This window comes from Niveispirillum sp. (assembly GCF_052437035.1).
Taxonomy (GTDB): domain Bacteria; phylum Pseudomonadota; class Alphaproteobacteria; order Azospirillales; family Azospirillaceae; genus Niveispirillum.
In genome coordinates, this window is sequence record NZ_JBQVOH010000008.1 from 1 (window position 1) to 23,919 (window position 23,919).

Annotated in this window: 16 protein-coding genes and 1 pseudogene; 2 read left to right on the plus strand and 15 right to left on the minus strand. The window is 65.9% G+C overall.

The window, feature by feature from the left end:
- The 4 genes and pseudogenes from ACT6Q8_RS18580 to ACT6Q8_RS18595 form a co-directional block, all read right to left on the minus strand.
- Positions 1-446 (minus strand): annotated as a pseudogene (locus ACT6Q8_RS18580) (kynureninase); the annotation flags it as partial.
- Between the two features lie 14 nt (positions 447-460).
- A complete protein-coding gene (locus ACT6Q8_RS18585) occupies positions 461-1,348 on the minus strand; it encodes a dihydrodipicolinate synthase family protein (protein ID WP_444733736.1) in 888 nt (295 codons plus the stop codon).
- A 45-nt stretch (positions 1,349-1,393) separates the two neighbouring features.
- On the minus strand, positions 1,394-1,834 hold the full coding sequence (locus tag ACT6Q8_RS18590) for a VOC family protein (RefSeq protein WP_054169326.1): 441 nt from the start codon (positions 1,832-1,834) through the stop codon (positions 1,394-1,396).
- A 25-nt stretch (positions 1,835-1,859) separates the two neighbouring features.
- Positions 1,860-2,666: an aspartate dehydrogenase gene (locus ACT6Q8_RS18595; RefSeq protein ID WP_054169327.1), complete on the minus strand. Its 807-nt coding sequence runs from the start codon at positions 2,664-2,666 to the stop codon at positions 1,860-1,862.
- A 358-nt stretch (positions 2,667-3,024) separates the two neighbouring features.
- Here ACT6Q8_RS18595 and ACT6Q8_RS18600 point away from each other — a divergent pair, with 358 nt between their 5' ends.
- Entirely contained in the window at positions 3,025-3,855 is an 831-nt protein-coding gene (locus ACT6Q8_RS18600; RefSeq protein ID WP_054169348.1) for a sulfite exporter TauE/SafE family protein, read from the plus strand.
- A 25-nt stretch (positions 3,856-3,880) separates the two neighbouring features.
- Positions 3,881-4,534 carry a fumarylacetoacetate hydrolase family protein gene (locus ACT6Q8_RS18605; RefSeq protein WP_444733735.1) on the plus strand — a complete coding sequence of 218 codons (654 nt, stop codon included), beginning with the start codon at positions 3,881-3,883 and terminating at the stop codon, positions 4,532-4,534.
- Here ACT6Q8_RS18605 and ACT6Q8_RS18610 read toward each other — a convergent pair whose 3' ends face one another.
- The 11 genes from ACT6Q8_RS18610 to ACT6Q8_RS18660 all read right to left on the minus strand — a co-directional run bounded on the left by ACT6Q8_RS18610 (position 4,535) and on the right by ACT6Q8_RS18660 (position 23,876).
- Complete coding sequence (locus ACT6Q8_RS18610) at positions 4,535-5,839, minus strand: MFS transporter (protein WP_444733734.1); 1,305 nt, start codon at positions 5,837-5,839, stop codon at positions 4,535-4,537.
- A 106-nt stretch (positions 5,840-5,945) separates the two neighbouring features.
- On the minus strand, positions 5,946-7,676 hold the full coding sequence (locus ACT6Q8_RS18615; RefSeq protein WP_054169330.1) for a hypothetical protein: 1,731 nt from the start codon (positions 7,674-7,676) through the stop codon (positions 5,946-5,948).
- The gene (locus tag ACT6Q8_RS18620) at positions 7,673-8,563 is read right to left on the minus strand and encodes a bile acid:sodium symporter family protein (protein ID WP_054169331.1); all 891 of its coding nucleotides are present in this window, start codon (positions 8,561-8,563) and stop codon (positions 7,673-7,675) included. The genes ACT6Q8_RS18615 and ACT6Q8_RS18620 overlap by 4 nt, the downstream gene beginning before the upstream one ends.
- Entirely contained in the window at positions 8,563-9,333 is a 771-nt protein-coding gene (locus tag ACT6Q8_RS18625) for an aspartate dehydrogenase domain-containing protein (RefSeq protein ID WP_444733733.1), read from the minus strand. The genes ACT6Q8_RS18620 and ACT6Q8_RS18625 overlap by 1 nt, the downstream gene beginning before the upstream one ends.
- Positions 9,334-9,348: 15 nt before the next feature.
- Entirely contained in the window at positions 9,349-11,628 is a 2,280-nt protein-coding gene (locus ACT6Q8_RS18630; protein WP_444733732.1) for a TonB-dependent receptor, read from the minus strand.
- Positions 11,629-12,217: 589 nt separating this feature from the next.
- Complete coding sequence (locus tag ACT6Q8_RS18635) at positions 12,218-14,896, minus strand: hypothetical protein (RefSeq protein ID WP_054169334.1); 2,679 nt, start codon at positions 14,894-14,896, stop codon at positions 12,218-12,220.
- Entirely contained in the window at positions 14,896-15,747 is an 852-nt protein-coding gene (locus ACT6Q8_RS18640; RefSeq protein WP_444733731.1) for a hypothetical protein, read from the minus strand. Before ACT6Q8_RS18640 ends, ACT6Q8_RS18635 begins: the two co-directional genes overlap by 1 nt.
- Entirely contained in the window at positions 15,744-17,228 is a 1,485-nt protein-coding gene (locus ACT6Q8_RS18645) for a hypothetical protein (protein WP_444733730.1), read from the minus strand. Before ACT6Q8_RS18645 ends, ACT6Q8_RS18640 begins: the two co-directional genes overlap by 4 nt.
- Positions 17,225-22,792: a hypothetical protein gene (locus tag ACT6Q8_RS18650; RefSeq protein WP_444733729.1), complete on the minus strand. Its 5,568-nt coding sequence runs from the start codon at positions 22,790-22,792 to the stop codon at positions 17,225-17,227. Before ACT6Q8_RS18650 ends, ACT6Q8_RS18645 begins: the two co-directional genes overlap by 4 nt.
- Entirely contained in the window at positions 22,789-23,085 is a 297-nt protein-coding gene (locus tag ACT6Q8_RS18655) for a DUF1799 domain-containing protein (protein WP_054169338.1), read from the minus strand. Before ACT6Q8_RS18655 ends, ACT6Q8_RS18650 begins: the two co-directional genes overlap by 4 nt.
- 92 nt (positions 23,086-23,177) lie before the next feature.
- Positions 23,178-23,876 (minus strand): hypothetical protein, encoded by a 699-nt coding sequence (locus tag ACT6Q8_RS18660; RefSeq protein WP_444733728.1) that lies wholly within the window; start codon positions 23,874-23,876, stop codon positions 23,178-23,180.
- Between the last annotated feature and the right edge of the window lie 43 nt (positions 23,877-23,919).

Below are 23,919 nucleotides of genomic sequence, written 5' to 3' on the forward strand. Positions count from 1 at the left end.
TCCACGAACCGGATGTCATGGCCCTGGCCCAGAAAGGCGGCCAGACCCTGCACCATGTAGTTATTGGTGGGGAAGTTGCTGCCTTCCATGACAATCACGCGGCGGTGGGGACGTAGGGCACAGGCGGCGGCCACGGCCTTGAACTGGTTCAGGCCCGTGGCATCGGTCACCACCATTTCCCCGGCATCAGCGCCCAGCAATTGGGCCAGCCGGTCACCCAGCTTATAGGGCGCGGCGAACCAGCCGGCGGTATTCCAGGAGCGGATCAGGCCGATGCCCCATTCCTGGGTCGCTGCCTCCGCTGCGCGCATTGCGGCCTGCGTCGGCATGGGACCCAGGGAATTGCCGTTCAGATAGATCACACCCGGTGGCAGGGTAAATTCGGCGCGGAACCCGGCCAGCGGGTCGTTACGGTCCAGGGCCTTGATCTCGGCGCGCGTCGGCATGGTCGTTCCCCCCCTCAAAGCCCCAGCTTGCGCAGCAGCCCGGCCTCTGCATCGCCATCCAGCGACATCAGCGGGGCGCGCAGACGCGACCATTCCGGATCATTATGCAGATGCGCCAGCACGGCCTTGACCGCTGGCACCAAAGGGACGCCAGTAAAGGCATTACGGAATTCCGCCACGCGGTCCAGCCGATCCTGCTGCGCAGGGGTACCGATGGCATCGACCAGGGCGCGGATGGAGCGGGCATGCAGGTTGGCGGTGGCGCTGATGCAGCCGGCCCCGCCGCGTGTGATCAGATCGACCATCCGCGCCTCGGTCCCGGCGAAAATCTCCAGGCCTGGCAGGACTTCCAGCACAGCTTGGGTGTTGGTCCAGTCGCCGGAACTGTCCTTATAGCCCCGGATGGTGGAACCATGCGCCCGCACCAGATCCTGGGCCAGCGTCGGGGTGATGGGCACGCCCGATGTCTGCGGGAAATGGTAGAGGTAGATCGCCAGGCGCGGATCATTCACGCCCTCAATCAGGTCGCGAAAATAGCGGCGGACGCCGGCATCCGGTACGCCTTTGAAGAAGAAGGGCGGTACCACCAGTACACCGGCGCAGCCGCTGTCGGTGGCATGCGACGACAGCAGCACCGTGTCAGCCAGCGCGCAGCAGCCGGTGCCGACCAGCAGACGGGCCGGCTCGATACCCTGGCCGATCAGGCTGTCCACCACCATCATGCGCTCGGCATTGGTCAGGGACGCGGACTCGCCCGTGGAGCCGAATAGCAGCAGCCCGTCCGCGCCTTCGGCCAGAAGCCAGCGGCAATGGGCCGCCATCCGGCCCAGATCGATCTTGCCGTCAGCGAAAAAGGGGGTGGCGACCGCCGGCACGATGCGGGCGAACGGTTGGGTGGCCATGATATGGCTCCGGAATATGGATTGTAGGGGGAAAGTGGCAGGGCGTCAGCCCGCTTTGGGCTTGTAGCTGGAGGTACCCACCCAGCCGCGTTCGGAAATGTCGATCATGACGCTGGCGGGGCCAGTCATCTTGTATTCGGCATTGTCCTTGTCCGGATTCTTGCCCAGGCCCTGCGCGATGTTGATGTCGTGGCGCGGGGGGAAGCCCTGGTCTTCCATATATTCTGCCGTCGCTTCCACATCCTCGCACTGGAAGCCCAGATGATGCAGGCCGTTATAGCCCTCGGGGAATTCCAGGCCGGCGGCGGGCCGGTTCTTGAAGCGCAGCAGGGCGATATTGATGGTGCCGTCGGTCACGTAATAGCCCTGGGCATTGCGGCTGTCGACGCGGCCGGCAACGGTCCAGCCCATGACATTGGCGAAGAAATCGCGCGATGCCTCCGGGTCCTGGGTGGAAATGGCGACATGCTTCAAGGGGATGACCATGATGGTTTTCCTCAAGGATTGGGGGTCAGGAGCCGACGCGGAAGGCCGAGGTCAGGCCCCGCACGGCAGCGACAAGGGAAAGGGCCGTGATGCGGCCCGTGCCGGGGTTTTCCACCGTCGGCACATTTTCAATCTCAAGCGTCAGGCGGGCGCTGTCGGCGTCCACCACGATGCGGTGGCAATTGCGGGTCACGGACGGGTCGGCCCAAATCTGCAACTGCGTGCGATCCGGCCCGATGCCGGCCAGGCCCAGGGCGGCAGCGACATTGACATTGGCCGGGAACCGGGCCGCACCCTCCCGCGCCGATCCCTCGAACAGTTGCAAGGGTTCGGTCAGGGACAGCAGGTCCAGCCCGCGTTCCACCACTTCCTTGGCCTTGGTCAGCGATGTCGGGGGCTTGCGCGTCACCATGGTGACGGAATGGATGGTCCCTTCCGCTGCCGCCCGTACCGCGTCAAAGCCCAACAGGGCACCGGTGGCCAGGATGATGCGCCCGCCATGGGCACCCGCCGCATCGATAATGTCCGGGCGTTGCAGCAGGGCGGCCCCGCTGACCGTCACCAAGGTCCGACCACGCGCCAGGGCCGGCAGGGCGATGTCGGCAAAGGCCGCCGTGGGCGCGCATTCAACGATGACGTCGCACAGTTCGGCCAGGGTCCCGGCATCGACAACGGGCACCTGGGCCTTCAGGCCTGCCATCCGGGTCCGCGCCTTGGCGGCATCGCCGCTGGTGACCGCCGTCAGGGTCAGCCCCTCCATCCCGACATCCAGCGCCCGGCCCACAGCCGCCCCGATGGTGCCGTATCCGGCGATCCCGACCCGCAAAACCATGATGCGCTTTCCCGCTTGGCTGAATTGATCCCAGGCTAGACCCGTCCGCTATGCCAGGAAAATACCGATTTCACCGCGTGATATGGGGGAAGCGATATAGCGGGGCGGGGTTCCCTCACCCTCTCAAGCCTCCCGGCTTGGGCCCCTCCCTCTCCCGCAAGCGGGCGAGGGGCGAAAACTTCTTCCCTCGCCCACGAAGGTGGGAGAGGGAGGGGCCCGTTGGCGTCAGCCAATGGGAGGGTGAGGGAACCACAGCCCGATATGCCAAAACCGCCATATCATTCAGCCGCCTTGGTCTTTGATCGTCATAGCGGGATTGCCGATGGTGGGGAAAATCCCCCTGCCTGATGGAGCCACCATGCCCCCCTGGATCGAAATCGCCGAACTTTCCGCCCTGATGCTGCTGACCGGGTTGGCTGGCGGGGTGCTGGCGGGGCTGCTGGGGGTGGGTGGCGGCATTATCATTGTGCCGGTGCTGGATATCGTGCTGGGGCTGGTTGGCGTCGATCCGGCGGTGCGGTTACATGTGGCGGTGGCGACGTCGCTGGCCACCATCATCCCGACGGCCATTTCATCCAGCCGCAGCCATCACCGCAAGGGAGCGGTCGACCTGGACCTGACCCGGTCCTGGGGGCCGGCGGTGTTTATCGGGGCCGCCATCGGCACCGCCATCGCCGGATATGCCAAAGGCGGAGTTCTGGCCGCCATCTTCGGCACCATCGCCCTGGTGGTGGCGTTGAAGATGCTGCTGCCTGCCGGTGCTTTCACCCTGAACCGTCCGCTGCCCAAGGGGCCGGCGGCGCAGGCCATGCCGGCGGCCATCGGCGCCTTTTCCAGCATGATGGGCATTGGCGGCGGCACCCTTACGGTGCCTGTGCTGACCCTGTTCAACTATCCGATCCACCGCGCGGTGGGCACGGCCAGCCTGTTCGGGCTGGTCATCGGCATTCCGGGCACCATCGGCTATGTCCTGACCGGTTGGGGCCGGGCGGATCTGCCGGCGGGCAGCCTTGGCTATGTCAACCTGATCGGCCTGGCCCTGATCGCGCCCGCCACCATGCTGGCCGCCCCCTGGGGGGCGAAGCTGGCGCACAGCCTGAGCAAGCGGCAATTGTCCGTCGCGTTTGGCTGTTTCCTGCTGATCGTGGGCGCGCGGATGCTTTACCGTGCCGCCACGGTTTTGTTTTAACCCCAAGGAACCGGAACTGAACTCCATGTCCTACGCCATCACCCCGCCCGCCCTCGTGACCCTGCCCGTTGCGGGCAGCGATGCCTTGTTCCCCGTGGGCCGCCTTTTCTGCGTCGGGCGCAATTATGCCGCGCATGCACGCGAGATGGGCGCCAGCGACCGCGAGCCGCCGTTTTTCTTCATGAAGCCGGCCAGCGCCGTGCTGCCCGGTGGCGGTACAATGCCCTATCCGCCGCAGACCAGCGATCTTCATCATGAGATTGAGCTGGTGGTGGCCCTGGGTGACGGCGGGTCCGTGTACGGCTATGGCGTCGGGCTGGACCTGACGCGCCGTGACCTGCAGGGGGAGGCCAAGAAGGCCGGCAAGCCCTGGGACATGGGCAAGGTCTTCGACCATGCCGCCCCCGTCTCCGCCCTGGTGCCCGCCGCTGCGGTGCCCAGTGTGGATGCGGGCCGCATCGCCCTGTCGGTGAATGGGGAACTGCGGCAGGAAGGCGACCTAGCGGAGATGATCTGGACCGTGCCGGAGATCATTGCTGAACTGTCGCGCTTCATCACGCTGCTGCCGGGCGATCTGATCTTCACCGGCACGCCCGCCGGCGTGGGGCCGATCCAGCGCGGTGACCGGCTGGATGGCGTGGTGGCGGGGATTGGCACCCTGTCGGTGACGGTGGCCTGATCACACGGTCCTGACCGCCCGCCAGCAGAACAGCAGCGCCAGTGTCAGGACCGCCAACCACAGAGCGGCGCCTGACGGCTGTGCTAGGACCCAGCCACCGGCCAAGGCGCTGACCACGGCGCCGCCACGTCCCAGCGTGGCGGCCCAGCCGATGCCGGCGGCCCGACAGCTTGTCGGGTATCGCGCGGCGGCCAGACCATACAGTCCCACCTGCACCCCCAGAATGGCGCCACCGGACAGTAGGACCGGCACCATGGCGGCCATCGCGCCAGTAACAGGACCGAGCGCCAGGATGGCGGCGGCAAGGGCCAGGATGCCGGCTCCCATCAGGCACAAGGCGGAGAGGCAACGCGCGGCCCCAAACCGCCCGCCGGCCCAGGCGCCCATCACCGCGCCGGCCACGCCGCCCAGATTGAACCACATCGACCCGCGCACCGCCTGATCCATGGGCAGTCCCAGACCGGACAGCAGCACCGGCAACCAGTTCAGGCAGCCATAAAGCGCCAGCATGGCGGCAAAGAAGCCGGCCCAGAGATGCCAGGTGGTGACGCGCAGCGGAGCGGATAGCAGCTCTGCCACCCCACCTTTTCCAGCGGCGGGGACGGATGTACGGAATATCATTCCATTGTCAAAACGATTGCCTCGGGCCAGCCTGTTCATCAGCTGCCGAAGATGGTCTGCGCGACCATCGCGTGAGGCGAAAAACTGGGGTGATTCCGGTAGCGTTATGATCATGATCAGGCCTAGCAGCGCCGGGGCGGCCCCACCCAGGATGAAGCAGGCGCGCCAGCCAAAGACCGGGATCATCCAGGCGCAAAGGGCGGCCCCCAGCATCCCGCCGATGGGCACCGCCACGATCACCAGCATGACGGCATAGGACCGCCAGCGTCTTGGCATCCATTCCGCCACCAGCGCGGTGGCATTGGGGACTGCGGCGCCTAAGCCCAAACCGGTTGCCAGCCGCAGCAACCCGAGGGTTACAGGACCATTGGCCAAGGCGGATAGAGCGGTCATGGTCGCGAAGAACAGCACCGCGCCGATCAAGGCAGGCCGGCGGCCCACCCTGTCGCCGATGCTGCCGCCCAGTGCCGTTCCTGCCGCCATGCCGGCCAGCGATGCCGCCAGCACCGGCCCGAACGCTGCCCGGTCCAGACCCCATTCGGCCAACATGGCCGGCGCTGCCAGGGCAGCCAGTTGGATATCGAATCCGTCCAGGACGATGATGGATGTGACCAGCACCAGAACCAGCGTCCGCAAACGGCCAAAGGGCAGCGTCTCCAGCGCCTCATCGAGATCGCGGATCATGGGGGCTCTTTTAAATCGGGGGTGGTTCCCTCACCCTCCCAAGACCTGGCGGTCTGGGGTCCATCGCGTCAAGCGATGGGAGGGTGAGGGCACAAGGGCTGAGAGATCAATCCCGCGGCGGCCAGGGCGTGGCCGGCACGCCGGATTTCACCGGCCCCAGCAGCGGGCTGGAGAGGGCATAGAAGCCGTGATTGGTGAACATCCAGATGATGTTGCGGTCATATTCGATATAGGTACCGAAGGCCAGATTGCCCTTCACGCTTTCAAAGATCTCATCATCCTTTGGGAATCGGGGCACGTAATAGCCGGCGATGGCAGGCTTGGCCGGGTCCTTCACGTCGAAAATCTGAATGCCGGCATTATAGAAGGCGTAGATGGCCAGCCCCTCGCGCCCCTGGCCCGGCTGGGTATGGTAACCCGGACGCTTGGGTCCGAAACTGCCGCGACGCTGACAGAAGTCAGTAAAGGCCGCCTCCTTGGGCGGGGTCGGGCGCGGGAAGGTAGAGATGATTCTGGGGTGTTTCAGGTCGCGGACATCAATGGCGTAAATGTCCTTGTACGGCTCAAAACACTCATCATTCATGGGATAGCCGTTGAGGAAGATGACGCCCGTCTTTTCATACTGGCTGAGGTTGACATTGTCGGCTTCCGTCCCGGCAAAGCTGGGCGGTAGATCCAGATGGCCGATAATCTTCATATTGGCCGGGTCGGAGATGTCCAGTGTGTAAAGGCCCAGCCCCGCCATGGCGGCAAAGGCGACTTTGCCACCCTTTTCCACCGGCTTGGGGATGAACAGCGGCATGCGCGCGCCCATCCAGGAGGTGCGGTTGCCGGCGCGCGGGTTCTTCAGATAGGCCGCCTCATGCGCGGCATCGCCGATGATCTGACCTGGGGCGGCGAAGTTGGACAGCCATTTCGGATTGGCCGGGTTCGACATGTCCCAGGCCTGATAACCGGGGCTGTAGAGATAATCCTTATATTCGGCAAGGGCATAGGTATCGTCGGGTGCCGTCGCCAGGAACATGTATTTGCCACCATACCAGGCCGGCACATCCAGCGATCCTGATCCTTGCTGCTGCCCGATGGGAGCGGCGGGGTGGGCGACATCGGTGGTGCGGGTGGCGATCAGTTCCCACTGATCGGGCAGCGGGCCGTTCATGGCATAGACCTTGAACCCTTTCAGATGGTTGGCATGCCGGATGGCATTCACCTTATCGGGCTGGCTGCGCTTATCCTCCAGGATGCCAATGCGCGACACCTCGAACGACTGCACCATCACATATTTGTTAAGGGCGGCGTTCCACTGGATCGATGCGGCACCGATGCCGTCACCGGCGGGGAACGGGTCCTTTTCAGGTGTCGGCCCGTCCTTGCCCCAGTCCGACCCCTTGGTGGCCAGCAGTTTGGCATCACGCGGATCGGTGATGTCGAACACCTTCAGATGCCGGCGGTTATAGACATACATGATCCGGCGGTCGCCGAAATCGACGATATTCTGCCACTCATGATAGGGGGAGGCGGAGAGCGGGTAGAACGCCTCCACCTTCATGTTCAGCGCGTAATCTTTCTGGTCCCAGTACTTCAACTGCCCGTCAAAGCTGGGCGCGCCATGCACGGCCTCCGTCGCCTTGGGATGCACAAACTTACCCGTTGCCTTGTCCATGCCCCAGGTGCCGGGGGCCGGCATGGGCGGCATCTTGTCGGGCGTGATGTCGTACCAGCGCTGAATGATCGGATCGCGGATATCGATCTTGGCCGGTTCATCACTGGCCAGCGCCGCACCAGTCATCAGGGCCAGGGCCGCGCACAGGGTGGACAGGCGGAAGGCGGATTTCATGACGCACTCTCCTTGTCGGTCTCCATCCGGCGGCGCGCGGCCACCACGAAGAACCAGGGCATGATGATCATCAGAAGACCATAGGCCAGTGGCAGCCGCGCCACCGTGGGGTCTCCCAACAGGGTGAAGGCAGCCAGAAGGGCCACCGCAATGTTGTGCACGCCGACCTCGATCGTGATGGTCAGCCGCTGTTGAACCCCCAACCGCCAGAACCGGGCATAGAGTGCCGCCCCCACCATGGCGGTCAGCATCAGGGCCGCCGCCGCCCCCACATTCTCCATCACCACGGTCAGGTCGGTGAAGTGATGCAGGTTGTAGAATGTCGTTGTCAGGCACATGAACAGGATCAGGCCCACCGCCACCATGCGGAACCGGGCCAGCACGGCCAGGGCCAGGGCGGGCCAGAAGCGCCGCACCGCCATGCCGATCATCACCGGCAGGACGGTGGCCAGCGCCAGGGACAGGCCGGCCTCCAGCGGAGACAGACGCATGCGCCCGTCGCGCGCCAGGAACAGGTCCAGCGCCAGACCCGACCAGAATGGCAGGGTGATGCAGACCAGCAGGCTGGACAGGGCCGTCAGGGCCACGGCCAGCGCCACATCGGCGCGCGCCGCCAGCGTGATGGCGTTCGATGTCACCCCACCGGGTGCCGCCGCCATCAGCACCAACCCCGCCTTTACCAGCGGATCGACGGGCAGCAGGCTGGCCAGCGCCAGGGCCAACAGAGGCAGCAGGATCAACTGCGCCGACAGACCCACCAGCACCGCCCTGGGCGCACGGCCCAGCAGGCGGAAATCCGCCCCCGTCAGGGCCAGCCCCATCCCCACCATGATGATGAACACCGTGGCCGGAAAGGCGATGCCCGTAAAGAAGCCGAACGGGATCATCACACGAACTCCATCGCCTGTTTGGGGCGCAGGGCCAGTTCGACGGACCGGCAGAGGGAGGCGAACATCTCGCTGCCCGAAACGCCCGCCACCGGCTGCTGCCGTTCGATGAACAGGCGCGACCCGTCACTGCCGATGGCTTCCAGTTGCAGCATCAGCTGCGTGGCCGCCGGGTCGGAGATCATGCGCCCACGGCAGCGGTCCAGGCCCACGGTGGCCAGGGCGCAGGTGACCATAGCGTTGACATTGCGGGGAAAGCGTCGGGCAATCTCCCGCACCGGCCCGTCGAACAGGATCTGCTCCCCGCCCGCCGCCACCGCACCCGCCACAGGTTCGATGCTGGCCGGCGGCTTGCGGAAGGTGATGGTGACATCGCGCCATTGCCGGCGCCATTCGAACAGGCTGTCGACACCGACCATGGCCCCATGCGGGATCAGCAGCCGGTGACCATAGGCCGAGGCAACGGCCAGCAGCCTTGCCCGCAACTCATCATCGGCCAGGGCCGACACCGACAGGGGCATGTAATCCGACCGCGACAGAAGGCCGGCGCCGAACTGGGCTGTGATGGCGGGATGTGCCGCCTCCACCACCAGATCGGCGGGCGGGGCGGCGGACAGGTCCGTCAGCCGCAGTTCCGCGGGCACATCGCCCAGCCTGTCCGGGTCGCGGGCATGGACGAAGGCCACCTGATACCGGTCGGGCTGTCCGGTCAGCCAGCGGTAAAGCCCGCCACCTACATATCCGAACCCGATGATCCCGACCCGTGCCATGTGGCCTCCGTTGGCTTAGAACTTCACTTTCAACGTAACGCCATAGGTGCGCGGCGGGGCGTAGGAGGCCAGAACGGAGCCGATCACGTCGGTCTTGCCCGCCGTGTACAGCTTGTCCGTCAGGTTCTTGCCCCACAGCATCAGTTCCCACGTCCCATCATCGGCCACGACGCCGACACCGGCATCGATCAGGCCATAGGAGGGGTTCCAGGTGCGGTCGCTGTTCTCGTTCTCGAAGTAGTAACCGTCGGTCCAGCTGTAATCCGCGCGGATCAGGCCATTGACCTTTTCATTCACCGGGAACTCATACTGCGCACCCGCCGACAGGGAATGTTTGGGCGTGCGGCGCAGCTTGTTACCCTTCAGGTTGGTGGGCACCGGCTTGGAGCAGAAGCAGGACGGATCATAGCGCAGCGCCGTGCTGATCAGATCGCCGGTGATCTTGCCATCCATCAGGGCATAGGAACCCGACAGGGTCAGCCCCTCCACCGGGACCGCCAACAATTCCAGTTCCAGACCCTTCACCCGTGCCTTGCCGGCATTAGCGATGACATTGTCGGGCGGCAGGGAGCTGCTGAAGATCACATATTGCTGCGTCTGCAGGTCCTTATAATCGGCGATAAAGCCGGTCACGTTCAGCCGCAGCCGGTTATCCAACCATTGCGACTTGATGCCCGTTTCATAGTTCCAGGCGAATTCGGGATCATAGGGAACGGCGGCTTCGGTCGGGTTATTGGCATTTTCGCCGTTCCAACCGCCGCTCTTGAAGCCCTTGGCAACGGTGGCATAGAGCATGACATCGTCGCTGGTCTTCCATTGCAGGGTGGCGCTGGGTGTCCAGGCCGACCAAGTGTGCTCGTCGCCCGCCGTGAAGGCACGGGTGGGCCGACCTTGCGCATCCTCGAAATCCTGACCCAGGAAATCGCCGAAGGCGGCGCGAGCCACCGTGAACTTCTTGATATCCTTGGTATAACGCACGCCACCGATGGCGGTGACACTGTCGGTTACGTCCCAGGTGCCTTCGACGAAGGCTGACCAGGTGTCGCCCTTGGCGGTGGTGCGGGCCGTCTCGCGCCCTTGGGCGAAGTAATCGACGAAGATGTAATCGGCATCTTCATTACGGTCGATATCCTCGCCCATATAGAAGACACCGGCCATGACATTGAACGGACCGTCAAAATCAGAGCTGTAGCGGAACTCCTGGCTGAAGGTCTTCACATCCTCGGTCTTGGCGTTCACATAGAAATCATCATTGAACTTCGACCGGTCGATCTGCCCGAACTGGATGCGGCCATTGGCGTCGCGCAGCAGCTTGTCCATGTCCAGGTAGGAGCCGGCATCGTTGTTCTTGTCCTCGAACGCCGCGTCGCGATAGCCGGTCAGCGAGGTCACGGAGCCTTTTTCCAGGCTCCAGACCGCCTTGACGCTGGCGCCACCCACGTCGGAATGCTGACGCCCGTCTGTATTGTTGGGGCCTTTGCGCGGATCGGGGTTCTTGAAGGGCACATTGTGAGCCGACGGGATCACCATGTCGATCCAGCGCCCATCGCTGCGCCGGCGGGAGAAATCGGCCGATGCCGTCACTTCCAGCTTTTCCGACGCAACCAGACGCAGCGCGCCCTTTACGCCCATGGAGGACAGGTCCTCCACATCGTTCTTGGTGAAGGTATTGTAGGCAAAGCCGTCGCGGCCCCGCGCGGAGAAGGCGATGCGGCCATAGAGATTGTCGGCGAGCGCACCGCCGGTGGCGCCCCGGAACTGCAGGAAGCTGTAATTGCCGACGGAAACCTCGGCGACCGTATCCTGATCCTCGGTCGGCTGCGTGGTGATGAAGTTGACGGCGCCGCCCACGACATTCTTGCCATAGAGCGTGCCCTGCGGCCCGCGCACCACCTCGATCCGTTCGAAATCGAACAGTTCCAGATTGGTGCCCTGGGCGCGGGACAGATACACATCGTCCAGGAAGAAGCCGACGGCGGGGCTGCTGGCGGCACTTTCGATATCGGTGCCGATACCGCGCATGAAGATGTTCGGTTCGGTCGCGTTGTCGGCATTCATGGTGAAGCCAGGCACGCGGTTCACCACCTCCAATACATCGCCGATGCCGGCGCGCTGCAGCCCTTCGGCGGTGAAGGCGCTGACGGAGACGGCGGCATCCTGCAGGCTTTCCGCCCGCTTGCGCGCCGTCACCACGATCTCTTCCAGCATCAGTTCTTGCGACAGCGCCGGCATGGCGGTGGCAAGGGCGGCACCGGCCAGCAGCACGGCGCGCAGCGTCAGTTGAGACTTGGTCATGTTCGAGACCCCCTGTTCCATTCGGTTTTTATCCGCATGGAGGGCCGGCCCGGTGGGACCGAAGGACCGCGTACCCCGCCTCACCCGTTGGGCGGGGATCAGGTGCAGGTAAGATCGGTCCGGCCCGAGGGACAGTCCCTGGAGGCGGTCTCGAATGTTGTGCATCATGCCGTTCCCGGCGGGCAGTGTTCTCAACTGCGCACCATGGTGTGCTTGCTGTCGGTAAACCTTACGGTACCGGCCCTTCCGCCCAGGGATCGACGAATTTTCTTCACGTCGCGGTCTGCTCCTCCATGTGCGCCCATCATAGGAAGGGGGAGCATAACAGTAATATACTGAAGGGGCCGCGCGTTATGCCGGGATTGTTATAACAGAAGGAGACTGCATCGCGAGCGGCACCGTCCGCTGCTAAGGTCGCCGACTTCTATCCCCCCTCCATCGCTTTGATCCTGCCTTCGTCGGGATTTGATACCGGTGGGGTCAGGGGGGACACACTTCAGGGTGTGTTGAGATTAAGCGGGGTTGGGAGGTCCGCCTCCCCAGTGGGGCCGGGGAGGTGGATGGAGGGGTTCTGAAAAGTCGACAGCCCCTAGAGGGCGATATAGTGGGCGGGGAAGTAGCCGAGCTGCGTGTCCAGGTTGGGGACCAGGAACTGGGTCGAGGTCGGGCCGGACAGGCGGGAGAGACGGTCGCCGGTGGGGTAATACCAAGTGCTGCCGATCAAAACGGCGTTGGTGGGGGTGGCGCCGACCGAACCCGATGCGGTGGTCGGGGCCAGGGTTTCAACCACGGCCAGGGTCGTGAGATTGACGCGTGCGGTGGCGCGCGACAGTCCAGGCAGATTGCTATCGACACGCACATGCAGGAAATCACCGACCTGAATAGCGTTGTACCAAGTTTGCGGGCCGGTGATACCAGAGCTTGCAATCCACAAGGTCGTTGCCGTCATCGTGCCGAGATCGAGGACACGATAGTAGGATTGGCCATAAGAAAGACGCACAAACACGCGGTTGCCCAGCACGTAGAGCAGTTCCGAACTTGTGGCGTTCTGATTTTCCGTAAATTGAGGGGCGGCGGTGAAGCCGGTCGGGGTTACGGCGGTGCTGATATAGACCTGCGACGAACCGTTGGGCAGGAGAAGCCATTTTCCTGCGATGTAGGTAAGGATGCCCGCATAGGAACCAGGCTGAACCGCATTGGACCAAGTGCCGGATGGTGTTGCCTCTGCAATCCAGTAGATGCGGCTGTTGTTGCTGTTCGCTGTGACGGCGTGGATATGGAAATAGCCATTGTCGCAGCCCAGCGTGCCCTGGGTCACCTCGTAGGTGCCGGTGTTGCCCAGGAGGGAGCGTGTCCAAGTGCTGCCGCCATTGGTGGATGACCAGATCACGGTTTGAGTGTCGTACACACCGGAGGTGCCCCAGGTCGTGCCGACCAGCATGATTTTCTGCCCGTCAGCGGAGACCGCACCCCGGCTGGAGTAGGAACTGTCAATATACCCAATGGGCGCGCGCAGCAGTGTCCAGGTCTCGCCATTATCGCTGGACACTCGCACCGTCCAGCCTGACTGGAACAGGTATAGTTTGCCGGCGGCGCGGACAATGTTGGTTGTGCCGCCATAGCCGACAAAGGCCGGCGTAGCCGCATAGGATGCGTCCAGCGACGAGATCATGTTGGCGGTGTAATCCAGCCGCAAACCATTGACGATAAGCAACCGGCCGCGCTGATACCCGTAACTGTTGGCCGGGCGGGTCACGACAGTCATGGCCGTGCTGATGGGGAAGCTGGCGGACCAGCAGATCTTGGTATCGTCATTGCCGGCGACAAAGGCGAACCGGCCCGACAGGCTGTCCCACAGGATGGCGTTATAGGGGGCAAGGTTGTTGTTGCTGCTGGTGGCCAGGTTCGTGACGCTGCGCGAGCCGGTGAATTGATTGGCGACGGAGATGATGCCTGAGGAACTGCCCATGACCCAGCTATTGCCGGATGCATCATCGCCCTTGGCCGCCACGCTGCTGACGGCGTAAGGCAGGTCGGAATGGGATGTCCAGTTTTCCCCACCATCGGCGGAGACCAGATAGGTGGCGCTGTTCTGCACCATCACCATGCGCCCGGCATGCCACACAACCTGTTCACAATAGTTGTAGTTGGACGGTACCGACATAAAGGTCCAGGTACGGCCATCGGCACTTCTGCCCCATCCGGCGGCAGCAATGTTGCCAAAGGCATAGAAGCGCGACTGCGTGGGTGACCAGACGATACGGTGCATTGTGCCGGAACTGGCCCAGGCAAAGGGGCTGGTGGTGGTTTCGGTCAGGACGCCATTGTCGAGGCAGGCCACCTGATTGTTGCCCAGGATCATGACAAACAGGCCGGCGCCATTATGAGCGACGTCCTGCATCTGCTGTGTCACCCGCGCAAAGGGGGCCAGGGTGGACAGGCTTGTGCCGCGCCAGATGACTGATTGGGCAAAGAGATAATAGAAGCCCCCCTGGAAGAAGACGGGACCGCCATTGGGCAGGGCGGTAATGGTGTTGCCCAGAAACGGGCCAACGGCCACCGGCGACAAGGTACCCGCATACCGGTCCCCGATCAGGTCATAAAGCGCCGGGGCGTCGGTCTTTTCCACAGCACGGCCATCGGCGCGGACATGGGTGCCGTCGGCGGACAGGTCGGCCAGGGAGCGGTTGACATGGCCGGTGCTGAACGGGCTGGGGGCCACGCAGCGCACCGACCATTGCGTGACGGTACCGGTGCCCCAGCTGCGCTTCACGGTCAGGCTGGCCGCACCCGTGGTGGGGTTATAGGCGGTCAGCGTGCCCTGGATACGCTGGCCGGACAGCGGGGCGCTGCCGGGCAGCAATTCGACCTGATGGCCGGGAACCCAGGCCTTGCCCGTGGACAGGCCCGTCAGCGACAGGACCGCGCCCGCCGTCAGCGGCAAGGTCAGGGATTGCGACAGGCTGCCGGCGATGCTTGTGCCGACCAGGCTGGTGGCGCGGTCGGCCTGCATGCGGGCGCGGTCGGCCTCGGCGGCGGCAAGGCCCACCTGCGCCTGCGCATCGATGGTCGCCGCCGCCGCCTCGTCCAGCACGGCGACCAGGTCGTTGACCATCACCGGATAGGCCCCGGTTTGCGGCGGTTTGGGGGGGATCAGGGCGTAGCGGTGGCCGTCGCCGCCCATGCCGCCCGGATTGGTGGTGGCGTTCCAGTCGGCGGTGTTGTAATGGCCGCCGCGCAGGCGGCCCATGGCGGGTGTGTCAGCCATCAGAAAGTCTCCCTGAACAGACGCGCGCCGGCGGCGCGCCAGAATTCGCTGAAAGTCACGCCCTCGGGCTGTACCTGACGGCACAGCATGGCGCGGTCATAGGTGGTCATGGCCCCCTGCCCCAGCGGGTCGATATCCAGCCACAGTTCCCCCGTCTCGCCTGCTTCACGCTGGATGCGGTTCATGCGGACGCCGTCGGCTTCGGGCAGGTTGGTGAAGGACAGGCGGGTTTCGCGCACGGGCGCGCCTTCCACGCCCAGTTCCACATCGCCTTCCGTCACCTCCAGCTCCGACACGGTGCGCGGGCTGATGGCGATGGGCCAGTCGGGCGCCACCGACGGCTGCCAGACCTGCAAGACGCCGATAAAGCCGATGGACAGAAGATCGGCATTGGTCTGATCGTCGAATTCCACCTCGATCCGGTCGGCACCGATGGTGGCGGGCAGATATTCGAAGACCTGGCTGGGATAGCGGGCATAGAATTCGTCGCCCGGCTTGCCCGTGAACAGGCCATATTCGTACCAGGACAGGTCCGCCGTGCTGGCCACCGGCGATTTCAGGTCGCGCCAGGCGCCGGCATGGCGCAGGGTCGATCCTTCAAAGGCGGACCAGCGCATCATGCCGTTGCGGCTGCCATTATGGCCGGCCACCACCAGCATCTGCATCGGCTGCGGCCGGGTCCATGTCAGGGTCAGTTTGGTACTGGACAGGGTGTTGGACGTGGCGATCAGGCGCGTGCCGGTGGGCCGCGTCTTCACCAGATCGCGGCTGCCGGTCCAGCTTCCGCCCGTGATCGTGGCGGACGGCACCCGGTTGGAATGGCCGATCAGAATAAGCGGCGTGATGGTCATGGCGACACCCACAGGCGGTAATCGGCCGCGCCGCCGCGCGGTCGGGGCACGACCGACAGGACACGGGCCAGTTTCGGGCTGCGCAGGCCGGGATAATCCAGCGTGACGCGGACGATGGACCCGCGCGGCACGACATCGCCCAGCGCGCGCAGATCGACGAACAGGATGGGGCCGAAGGCGGCCCGGCGCGCGGCCTCGGTGGCCGCGGGACCGGCGGCGCGCAGCGGCGTTTCCATCAGCAGCGGCTGTGCCGCCGGCCGCGCGCCCACCGGAAAGGACAGGGAGGCCGGGGTCTGGCGCCATTCCTGGCCGGCATAGGCGCGGCGGGTGGCATCGGCGCCCCCCTGCACCTCCTGCGCGCTGTGCACGCGCGGGCAGCGACCCCAGGCCAGATCGATGCGCGACGGGGCCAGCCCGCCCTGGCTGGGCCAGCCGCTGGACAGGCGGGCCGACCCGCGCACGATGGTCTGCCGGTCAAAGGTCGTCACGGCAACGGCCCCCGCCGGCACCGACAGCGAGCCCATATCGACCTGCCCCGCCGCATCCTCCAGCCACCAGACCAGGGCGCGGGTGGTGATGTCGGTCAGGGCCTGACGGATGGTCACGTCGCCCGACCAGCACCAGCCGATATCGGCGGGCAGCAAGGCCGCCAGGGCCGCCACCGACCCGGACCGGATCACGGTATCGGGGGCACGCTGCACCAGTTTCTGAATGGCGTGCGCGATGGTGCGCGACCCCGCCGCGTCATAATCCACGTCCCAGCTATAGGGGAAACCGGCCAGGGCCGCCCCGCCCACCTGCACCAGACCGGTGGCATTATCCACCTTGAACTGGCCCGTGGCGGGCGTGCCGGTGACCTTGGTCAGGGCCGATCCGCCCACCCAGCCGGCGCGCACATCGGACAGGGACGGGGCCAGACGCCAGCTGTGCAGCCCGCCCACCAGCCCCAGATAATCCCCCTCCACCCCATCCACGGTCCCCACGCCGAACGGCAGGGGCCGACCCGCGCGGTCGGATGGGCCTTCCGCCCCGCCCGTGCCGGCATAGGCGGGGGACAAGGGCCGGTCATACCGGGCCTCGCGCCCGCTGATCCGCGCCACCAGCCGGGTTTTCAGGGGCTGCACCTCGTTGCACAGGCCATTGACGACAATGGCCATGGCGGCGGGCGCGGTGCCCGACAGGCCGCGCCGCACCAGGACGGGATGGCCTTCGAAACTGTAATCATCGGGGAAGCGGGCATTGCCGCCGCCACGCGGCAGGCTGCCGGTCAGCACCGACAGGTCGCCCAGTTCCAATGTGGCGGGGCTGCCGATCGTATCCCCGCACAGATGCTGGCCCAGGATGGGACCGGCCACCAGATTGGGCAGCCATTGCGTGGCCCCCTGCCGGTACCCGTCGCGCGCCTCTGTAAACCGCCAGATCTCGATGGCGGCGGTCAGGTTGTTCCAGACGGTCCAATCGACCAGATGGATGATGCTCATCGTGCAACCCTCCGGCGGTCGGCGGCCTGATCCTGGCCCTGGGACAGCAGGCCTTCCAGGCGGTTGACCAGCGCCTCATAGCCACGGGCATTCAGGTCGGCCATGCTCCGGCCCGTGCTGGCGGTCTGGGTCAGCAGGTCTTGCAGCAGCCTTTCCAGGCGGCTGGTATCGGCCACACCGGACAGGATGGGCGGCGGACGCCCGCTATCATTGATGGCGCGCAGGAAAGGCAGGGTTTCCGCCGTGACGGCGGCGGCGCGGGTGACGAACTCACCCCCGGCCAGACCGATCAGGCCGCCATCCTGATAACGGGCCAGGACGCTGTCGACGCCCCGGAGGCCATTGCCCACGACGCCACCCTGCTGATACCCGGCCAGACCCAGTTGCCGTGCCATTTCCGCCAGATATTCCACGGGCCTGGTTTGCAGGTCGCTGGCCAGCAGGCTGATGCTGTTGCCATTGGGGCCGGTGAAACGGGCGATGGCCGTGCCGTCCAGATCATGGGTGCTGAAGGGCGTGGACAGAAGATCGCCGCGCACCCGGTCCAGCGTCAGGGCCGGCTGGTTGCTGTTGGCCGGCACGCCCGCCGGAGAGGCCGGGGACGGGGCCACAGTCTGGGCCGCCGCGCGGGCCGCCGCCACCTGGGCCTGGGCCGCCTGATAATCGGCCAGCGCCTGGGCCACGGTCAGCACCGACTGATTGACCACGCCCAGCGCCGTCAACTGCTGCTGCGCCAGATCCACCTGTTGCTGGGCGATATCCACCTCACGGCTTGCCGACAGGGCCACACCGTCCAGAAGCTGTGCCGACAGGTCCAGCGCCTGACCCCAGCGTTCGGTGCCCTCATAAAGCGGGCGCACGGCGTCCAGGAAGGCGCGGCGGGCCGCCGGCAGGGCCTGGGCCGCCGCCAGCCGTTCGTCGGCAGGCAGGCTGCTGTCCCCGGCACGCGCCGCCAGATCGCGCAGTTCCCGTTCGGCCAACGACGCGCGCTGATCGGCATTCAGGTTGGTGTACGGGTCCGACAGGCTGTCGGCCTTCAGGGCCGCGCGGATGCCGTCACCCGCCTCCCGCCAGGAACTGGCCAGCGCGCGGGCGGCATCGGCCTCCCGCTCATAGGCCTGGACCAGCCGGTCGCGCGCCGCATCGGCGGCGGCCTGGGCCGTTTCGATGGCCTTGTCGTTGAAATCCCGGATGATGCGGGCGCGTTCGGCCCCCAGCGCCTGTTCCAGCAGCGCCAGATCGGCGCCGGAGGTGCGGGCCGCGTCCAGCCGTTCACGCGCTGCCTGCCGGTCGAACGCCGCCAGCGCACCCGACAGGGTGTCGGCATCGTTGGTGGCGGCAAATAACCGGTCGGCAAAGCCGCGGTTCAGGGCCGCCGCCTGTTCGGCGAACTGCCGCTGAATGGAAAGCCGTTCCGCCGCAATGGCCTTGTCAAAGCTGACCAGATCGGCGCCGGCGGTCTTCACGATTTCCGCCCGTTCCTGCGCCGTCTTGCGGTCAAAGGCCGCCAGCGCGCCCGACAGGGTGGCGGTATCGTTGGTCGCGGCGAACAGCCGGTCCTGGATGGACCGGTTGGTGGCGGCCAGACGCTCGGCAAAATCCTTCTCGATCCGCAGTCGTTCCGCAGCAATGGCCAGGTCGAAACTGACCAGATCGGCCCCGGCGGTCTTCGCGATCTCCGCCCGTTCCTGCGCCGTCTTGCGGTCAAACGCGGCCAGGGCGCCCGACAGGGTGGCGGTATCGTTGCTGGCCGCGAACAGCCGGTCCTGGATGGACAGGTTGGTGGCGTTGGTCCGGTCGGCGAAATCCTGCTGGATGCGCAGCCGTTCGATGGCGACGGCCCGGTCAAAGCCGACCAGATCGGCCCCGGCCACCCTGGCCAGATCCGCCCGTTCCTTGGCGGTCTGCCGGTCAAACGCAGCCAGGGCACCCGTCTGGGTGGCCGTATCATTGGTGGCCGCGAACAGGCGGTCGGCGATGGTCTGGTTGGCGGCGTTGGTCCGCTCGGCAAAATCCTGCTGGATGCGCAGGCGTTCGGCGGCCACCGCCGCATCGAACGCAACCATGTCGGCCCCGGCCACCCTGGCCAGTTCCACCCGTTCCTTGGCGGTCTGCCGGTCAAACGCCGCCAGGGCGCCCGTCTGGGTGGCCGTATCGTTGGTGGCCGCGAACAGACGGTCCTGGATGGTCTGGTTGGCGGCGTTGGTCCGCTCTGCGAAATCCTGCTGGATACGCAGCCGTTCGGCGGCCACCGCCGCATCGAACGCGACCAGATCGGCCCCCGCCAGCTTTTCCAGCTCCAGCCGCTCCTGCGCCGCCTTGCGGTTCAGCGTGGCCAGGGCGCCGGCCTGGGTGGCCGTGTCGGTGGTGGCCGCGAACAGCCGGTCCTGGATGGACAGGTTGGTGGCGGCCAGACGGTCGTTGAAATCCTTCTCGATCCGCAGCCGCTCGGCGGCCACGGCCCGGTCATAGGCGGCCAGATCGGCACCGGCCTTGCGGGCGATCTCCAGCCGTTCCGCCGCCGCCTGCCGGTCAAACGCCGCCAGGGCGCCCGCCTTTGTGCCAGTGTCGGTGGTGGCCGTGAATTGCCGGTCGGCAAAGCCCTGGTTCAGGCGGGCAATCTCGCCGCTGCGGTCGATCAGGCCCTGCATGGCCTGCTGTGCCACGGCGGCGGCTTCGGGGAAATCGGTCCCGAACTGGCTGATCACACCCTGAAGCTGGCTGACATCCAGATTGCCATTGCCCAGCAGCGCCTCAAGCTGTGCCGTCACCGACTGGCGCACCAGGCCGGCATCGCCGCCGACCGCCGCCGCATCGCGCAGACCGCTATCCAGCCCCTTCTTCAGGTCATCCACCTGATTGAGGTAGCCCTGGCCCGTCGCCTCGCGCAGGGTGCGGGTCTGGGTGCCGTTGAACTCGTCCTTCAGCTTGTCCTTGGCCTTTTGCAGGCCGTTGGCGATGGCCGCCTGTGCCTGTTCTGCGGTATAGCCCACCTCCTCCAGAAGCGGCTTATAGGCCTCGAACCGGGCCTGAAGCGCCATCAGGGCCGTCTCGACCTGGCTCATGGGTTCGGCGGCGTCGGTGATGCCGACCAATTCCTCGACATAGGCGCGCATGGCCGTGGCCGCGCGATCGACATCGTCGGGGAACAGGCGGGCGGTCTTTTCCTTGAAATCCTTCAGGGACCGGATCTGTTCATCGACCTCGGCCTTGGCCTCGCGGGTCACCTGATTGACCACGCCCATCCCCTCGCCCAGCGCGGTGATGCTGTCCTCGAAACTGCGGATGAATTCCAGGTCACCCAGGGCCTTTTCCATTTCCTTGAAATCGACCCGGCCCAGGGCGGCGGACATGGCGGGCGACAGCTGATCGCGGATGGCGGTCACGAACTGGCCTGTGACATAGGCCAGAAGCTGTTCGGCCCCCGCCTTGTCATCCTTGAAACTGGTGCGCGCGCTGCTGTTCAGGGCGGTGGCGAACAGGCCGTCACGGTCGCCCGCGCCGACGGCCAGGGTGCCCGTGATCCGCGCGCCGAAACCCTTTTCCAGCGCGTCCTTGATCTTCAGCACCTCGCCCGCGATGCCCGATGCCTGATCGCGGTTTTCCTGGCTGAATTTCTTGCCCGTGAAGCCGCCGACGGCGACATTGCCGCTGTTCAGGTCGATGGTGGCGCTGCCTTCCTTGTTGGACGGCTTGCCCCCGAACAGCGACCCGATGGCCCCGCCCAGCAGGCTGCCCACGGTGGTGCCCAGGGGGCCGAAAATGCTGCCCGCCGCGCCACCAATGGCGCCGCCGATGGCCCCGCCCTTGGTATTGCCCTTGCCAAGCCCCAAGGCCCCCAGCAGGCCGGCAGCGGTGGCGCCCAGGCCGGCGCCCGCAAAGGCACCGGAGACGCCATTGGCCAGACCCGTGGACCCGAAAAGCTGCCCGCCCGACCCGAACAGGCCGCTGGTGCCGGCGGCCCCATTGGCGCCCGCCGCCCCGAACAGCTTTGCCCCCAGGTCGGTGATGCCCTTTTCAAACCCGTCCAGGATGCCGGAAAGGCCCGACAGGATGCCGCCACCGGGGGCGGGTGCAGCCCCCGGCGTGGCCGGGGCCGCTGCGGCACCCAGCAGTCCGCCGCCCAACGCACCCATGGCCCCGCCCATCACGCCCGTGACGATGGGCAGGGCGATCTTGTTCTTCAGGGCGTCGGTGGCGATCTGCTTGAACAGGCCCTTGAACCAGTTCTTGATGCTGCCGCCCTTGCCCGTGATCTGGTTGAACATGGCCTCGGCCCAGCCGCCGGCGATCTGGTCGGCGGCCTTGTTCACCTCCTCGGCCTGGGCCTTGGCGGCTGCGGCTGCGGCGTCCGTCTTGGCCTTGGCGGCCTTGTCCAATTCCGCCTGACCGATCAGGCTTTTCTGGAAATCGGCCTGAAGCTGTGTGTCGAAATCCGCCATGGAGGCGGCCATGGATCGGGTAGAGGTTGCCAGTGCATCCGCCATCAGGGCGGCCCCCTGCGCCTGCAATCCGGCTGCCGCCATGCCCTCTCTTGCCGCCTCTGCCGCCGCCCGCGTCTGCTGTGCCAGCTCCTGCTGGCAGGAGGCCAGGGTGACAGAGGCCTCACCGGCATCGCGCAGGGCCGCAGCCTGACCGTTCTGCGGTGACACGGCTGCAACCACCTCGCCGCGCACGACGCGCATCTGCTGGCCCAGAAGGTCCAGCTTCTCGCGGGTTTCGACGCTGGCGCTGGCAAGGGCCAGCAATGAACGCGGCCCGTCATCGGTCTCCACGACCGTGGCGAACAGTTCCCTGGCCTTGCCGCCGGCCTCTGACAGCCGGGCTGTCAGTTCCTCCAGATCGCCCGATTTCAGGAATTCGCGATAGGCGGCCAGACCGGCATCATCCACCAGCTTTTCCCCGCGCGACCCACGGCCACGCACGGCGGCGACACCGTAAACCTCTTCAAACAGCTCCTTGACCGTGTCGGCCTGCTGTTTCAGCTCCGCCTGCCCGGCCTTCATGCTTTCGACCAGGCCGAGTTCCATCAGCTTGCGCCGCGAGGCCGACGCCTTGTCGACACGGGCTGCGAAATCGTCCAGACCCTGGCCAGCCGTGCCCAGGATGGGGGATAGCGCGCGCAAGGCGCTGTCCATATCCTTGAAGGCTACAGCGCTGTCGCTGCTGTTTTTCCACAGCTCGTACAGCCCCACGCCAAGCGTGGCCACCGCGCCCGCAACGGCGAGCAGCGGCAGGGAATTCATGACGACGCGCAGCCCATTCGTGGCCGCCGTAGCGGTCGTCGCAGCGGCAGCCTGCCCCACGAACGGGGCGGCAAGGCCGGACAGCGAGTTCGTCAGATCGCCCAGCAGCGAATTCGCATCGGCCAGAACGGGGATCGTGGCCGAAAGCTGGCCCAGCATCGTCTGGAACGGGCTTTCGGCCTGCGAAATCGCCTGGAACTGTCCGGCTGCTGCGCGGGCGGCTTCGCCAAGCTGGTTGATCGCCTCTGCCGTGCCCGCAATGGCCGTCAGGGCGCCGCTATTATCCACCTGGATGGTAATCGTGTCGGGACCGCTCATCGGTTCAGCTCCTCCTTGGCCGCCGCCTCCATGACGCGCAGGCCCCACCAGAGATCAGGCGTGGCGGGGATTTCCATCCCCGCCAGCCCAGCGGCCACGCCCGCGTAATCCAGGCCCAGCCACACGACACCGCCCCCCATTCCACCCAGGGCGGCGACGCGCCATTGTGTGGCGACCACGCGCCACGCCATGACGATGTCCCAGCAATCGGGGCGGACCGGGCAGGTGTCCGCGCCTGTGCCTTGGGCCGCCCGGATGTCGGAGGCGAACTGTTCTGCCGCTTGCTTCGGCATGCCCGACCGTTCAAGGTCGGCCAGCAGTTCCGCATCCGCCTGGGGTGCGGCGACGCCGTGGCGCCGCCGGCCCCAGAACCGGGCAGCCTCTCTCAGTTTTTTTCGCGGCGCGCCTGTACCGCAACGCCGTCCAGCCCGCGCTGATAAGCGACCAGAAGGGCATTGGTGATGGCCGGATCATCCAGCGCCACCTTGCGCGCCTGATCCCACGGCACGGGCTTGCCGTCGGGCGTCTGGAACCCCTGCACATCCAGGGTGGCGTCGCCCGCCAGATCGCGGCTGGACACCGATGCCGACAGGCCCAGCTCCTTGAACGTGCCCATCAGGCGATGGGTGACGGTGCGGCCCGGACGGGCCGGATCGGGCAGCTCCACCTCGATCGGGAACTTGAAACTATTCGACTGATCAAGGACATAGCCTTCCTTGACGGATGCCGGCTTACCCGGCTCCACACCCGCGACCGACGCCATATAGGCCTTGTCCAGGGCTGCCACCAGACGGGCATCGTCCAGCACCTGTTCCATCACGTCGTCATCAAGGGCGATCTCCTCGCCATCGCGGTCGGTCAGGCCGGCAAGACCCTTCAGGGTCAGGCGCAGCCGCTCGCGCCGCTGGTCGCGCTGCCGGCCCGCACGGGCCAGACCCGTCAGCAGCTCCTCCTCCTCCGAATTGGGCAGCGGCTGGAACCGCGCCACCAGACGGCGGGTTTCGAACTGTCCGGGAATGCCGGGATTGGGAACCGGCACATGCACCGGCCATTCGTAATGACGGGGGGCAAGGATCAGGCCCATGGGAAAACCTCTCGGAATGGAATGGATGGGTGGGTGGGTGTGC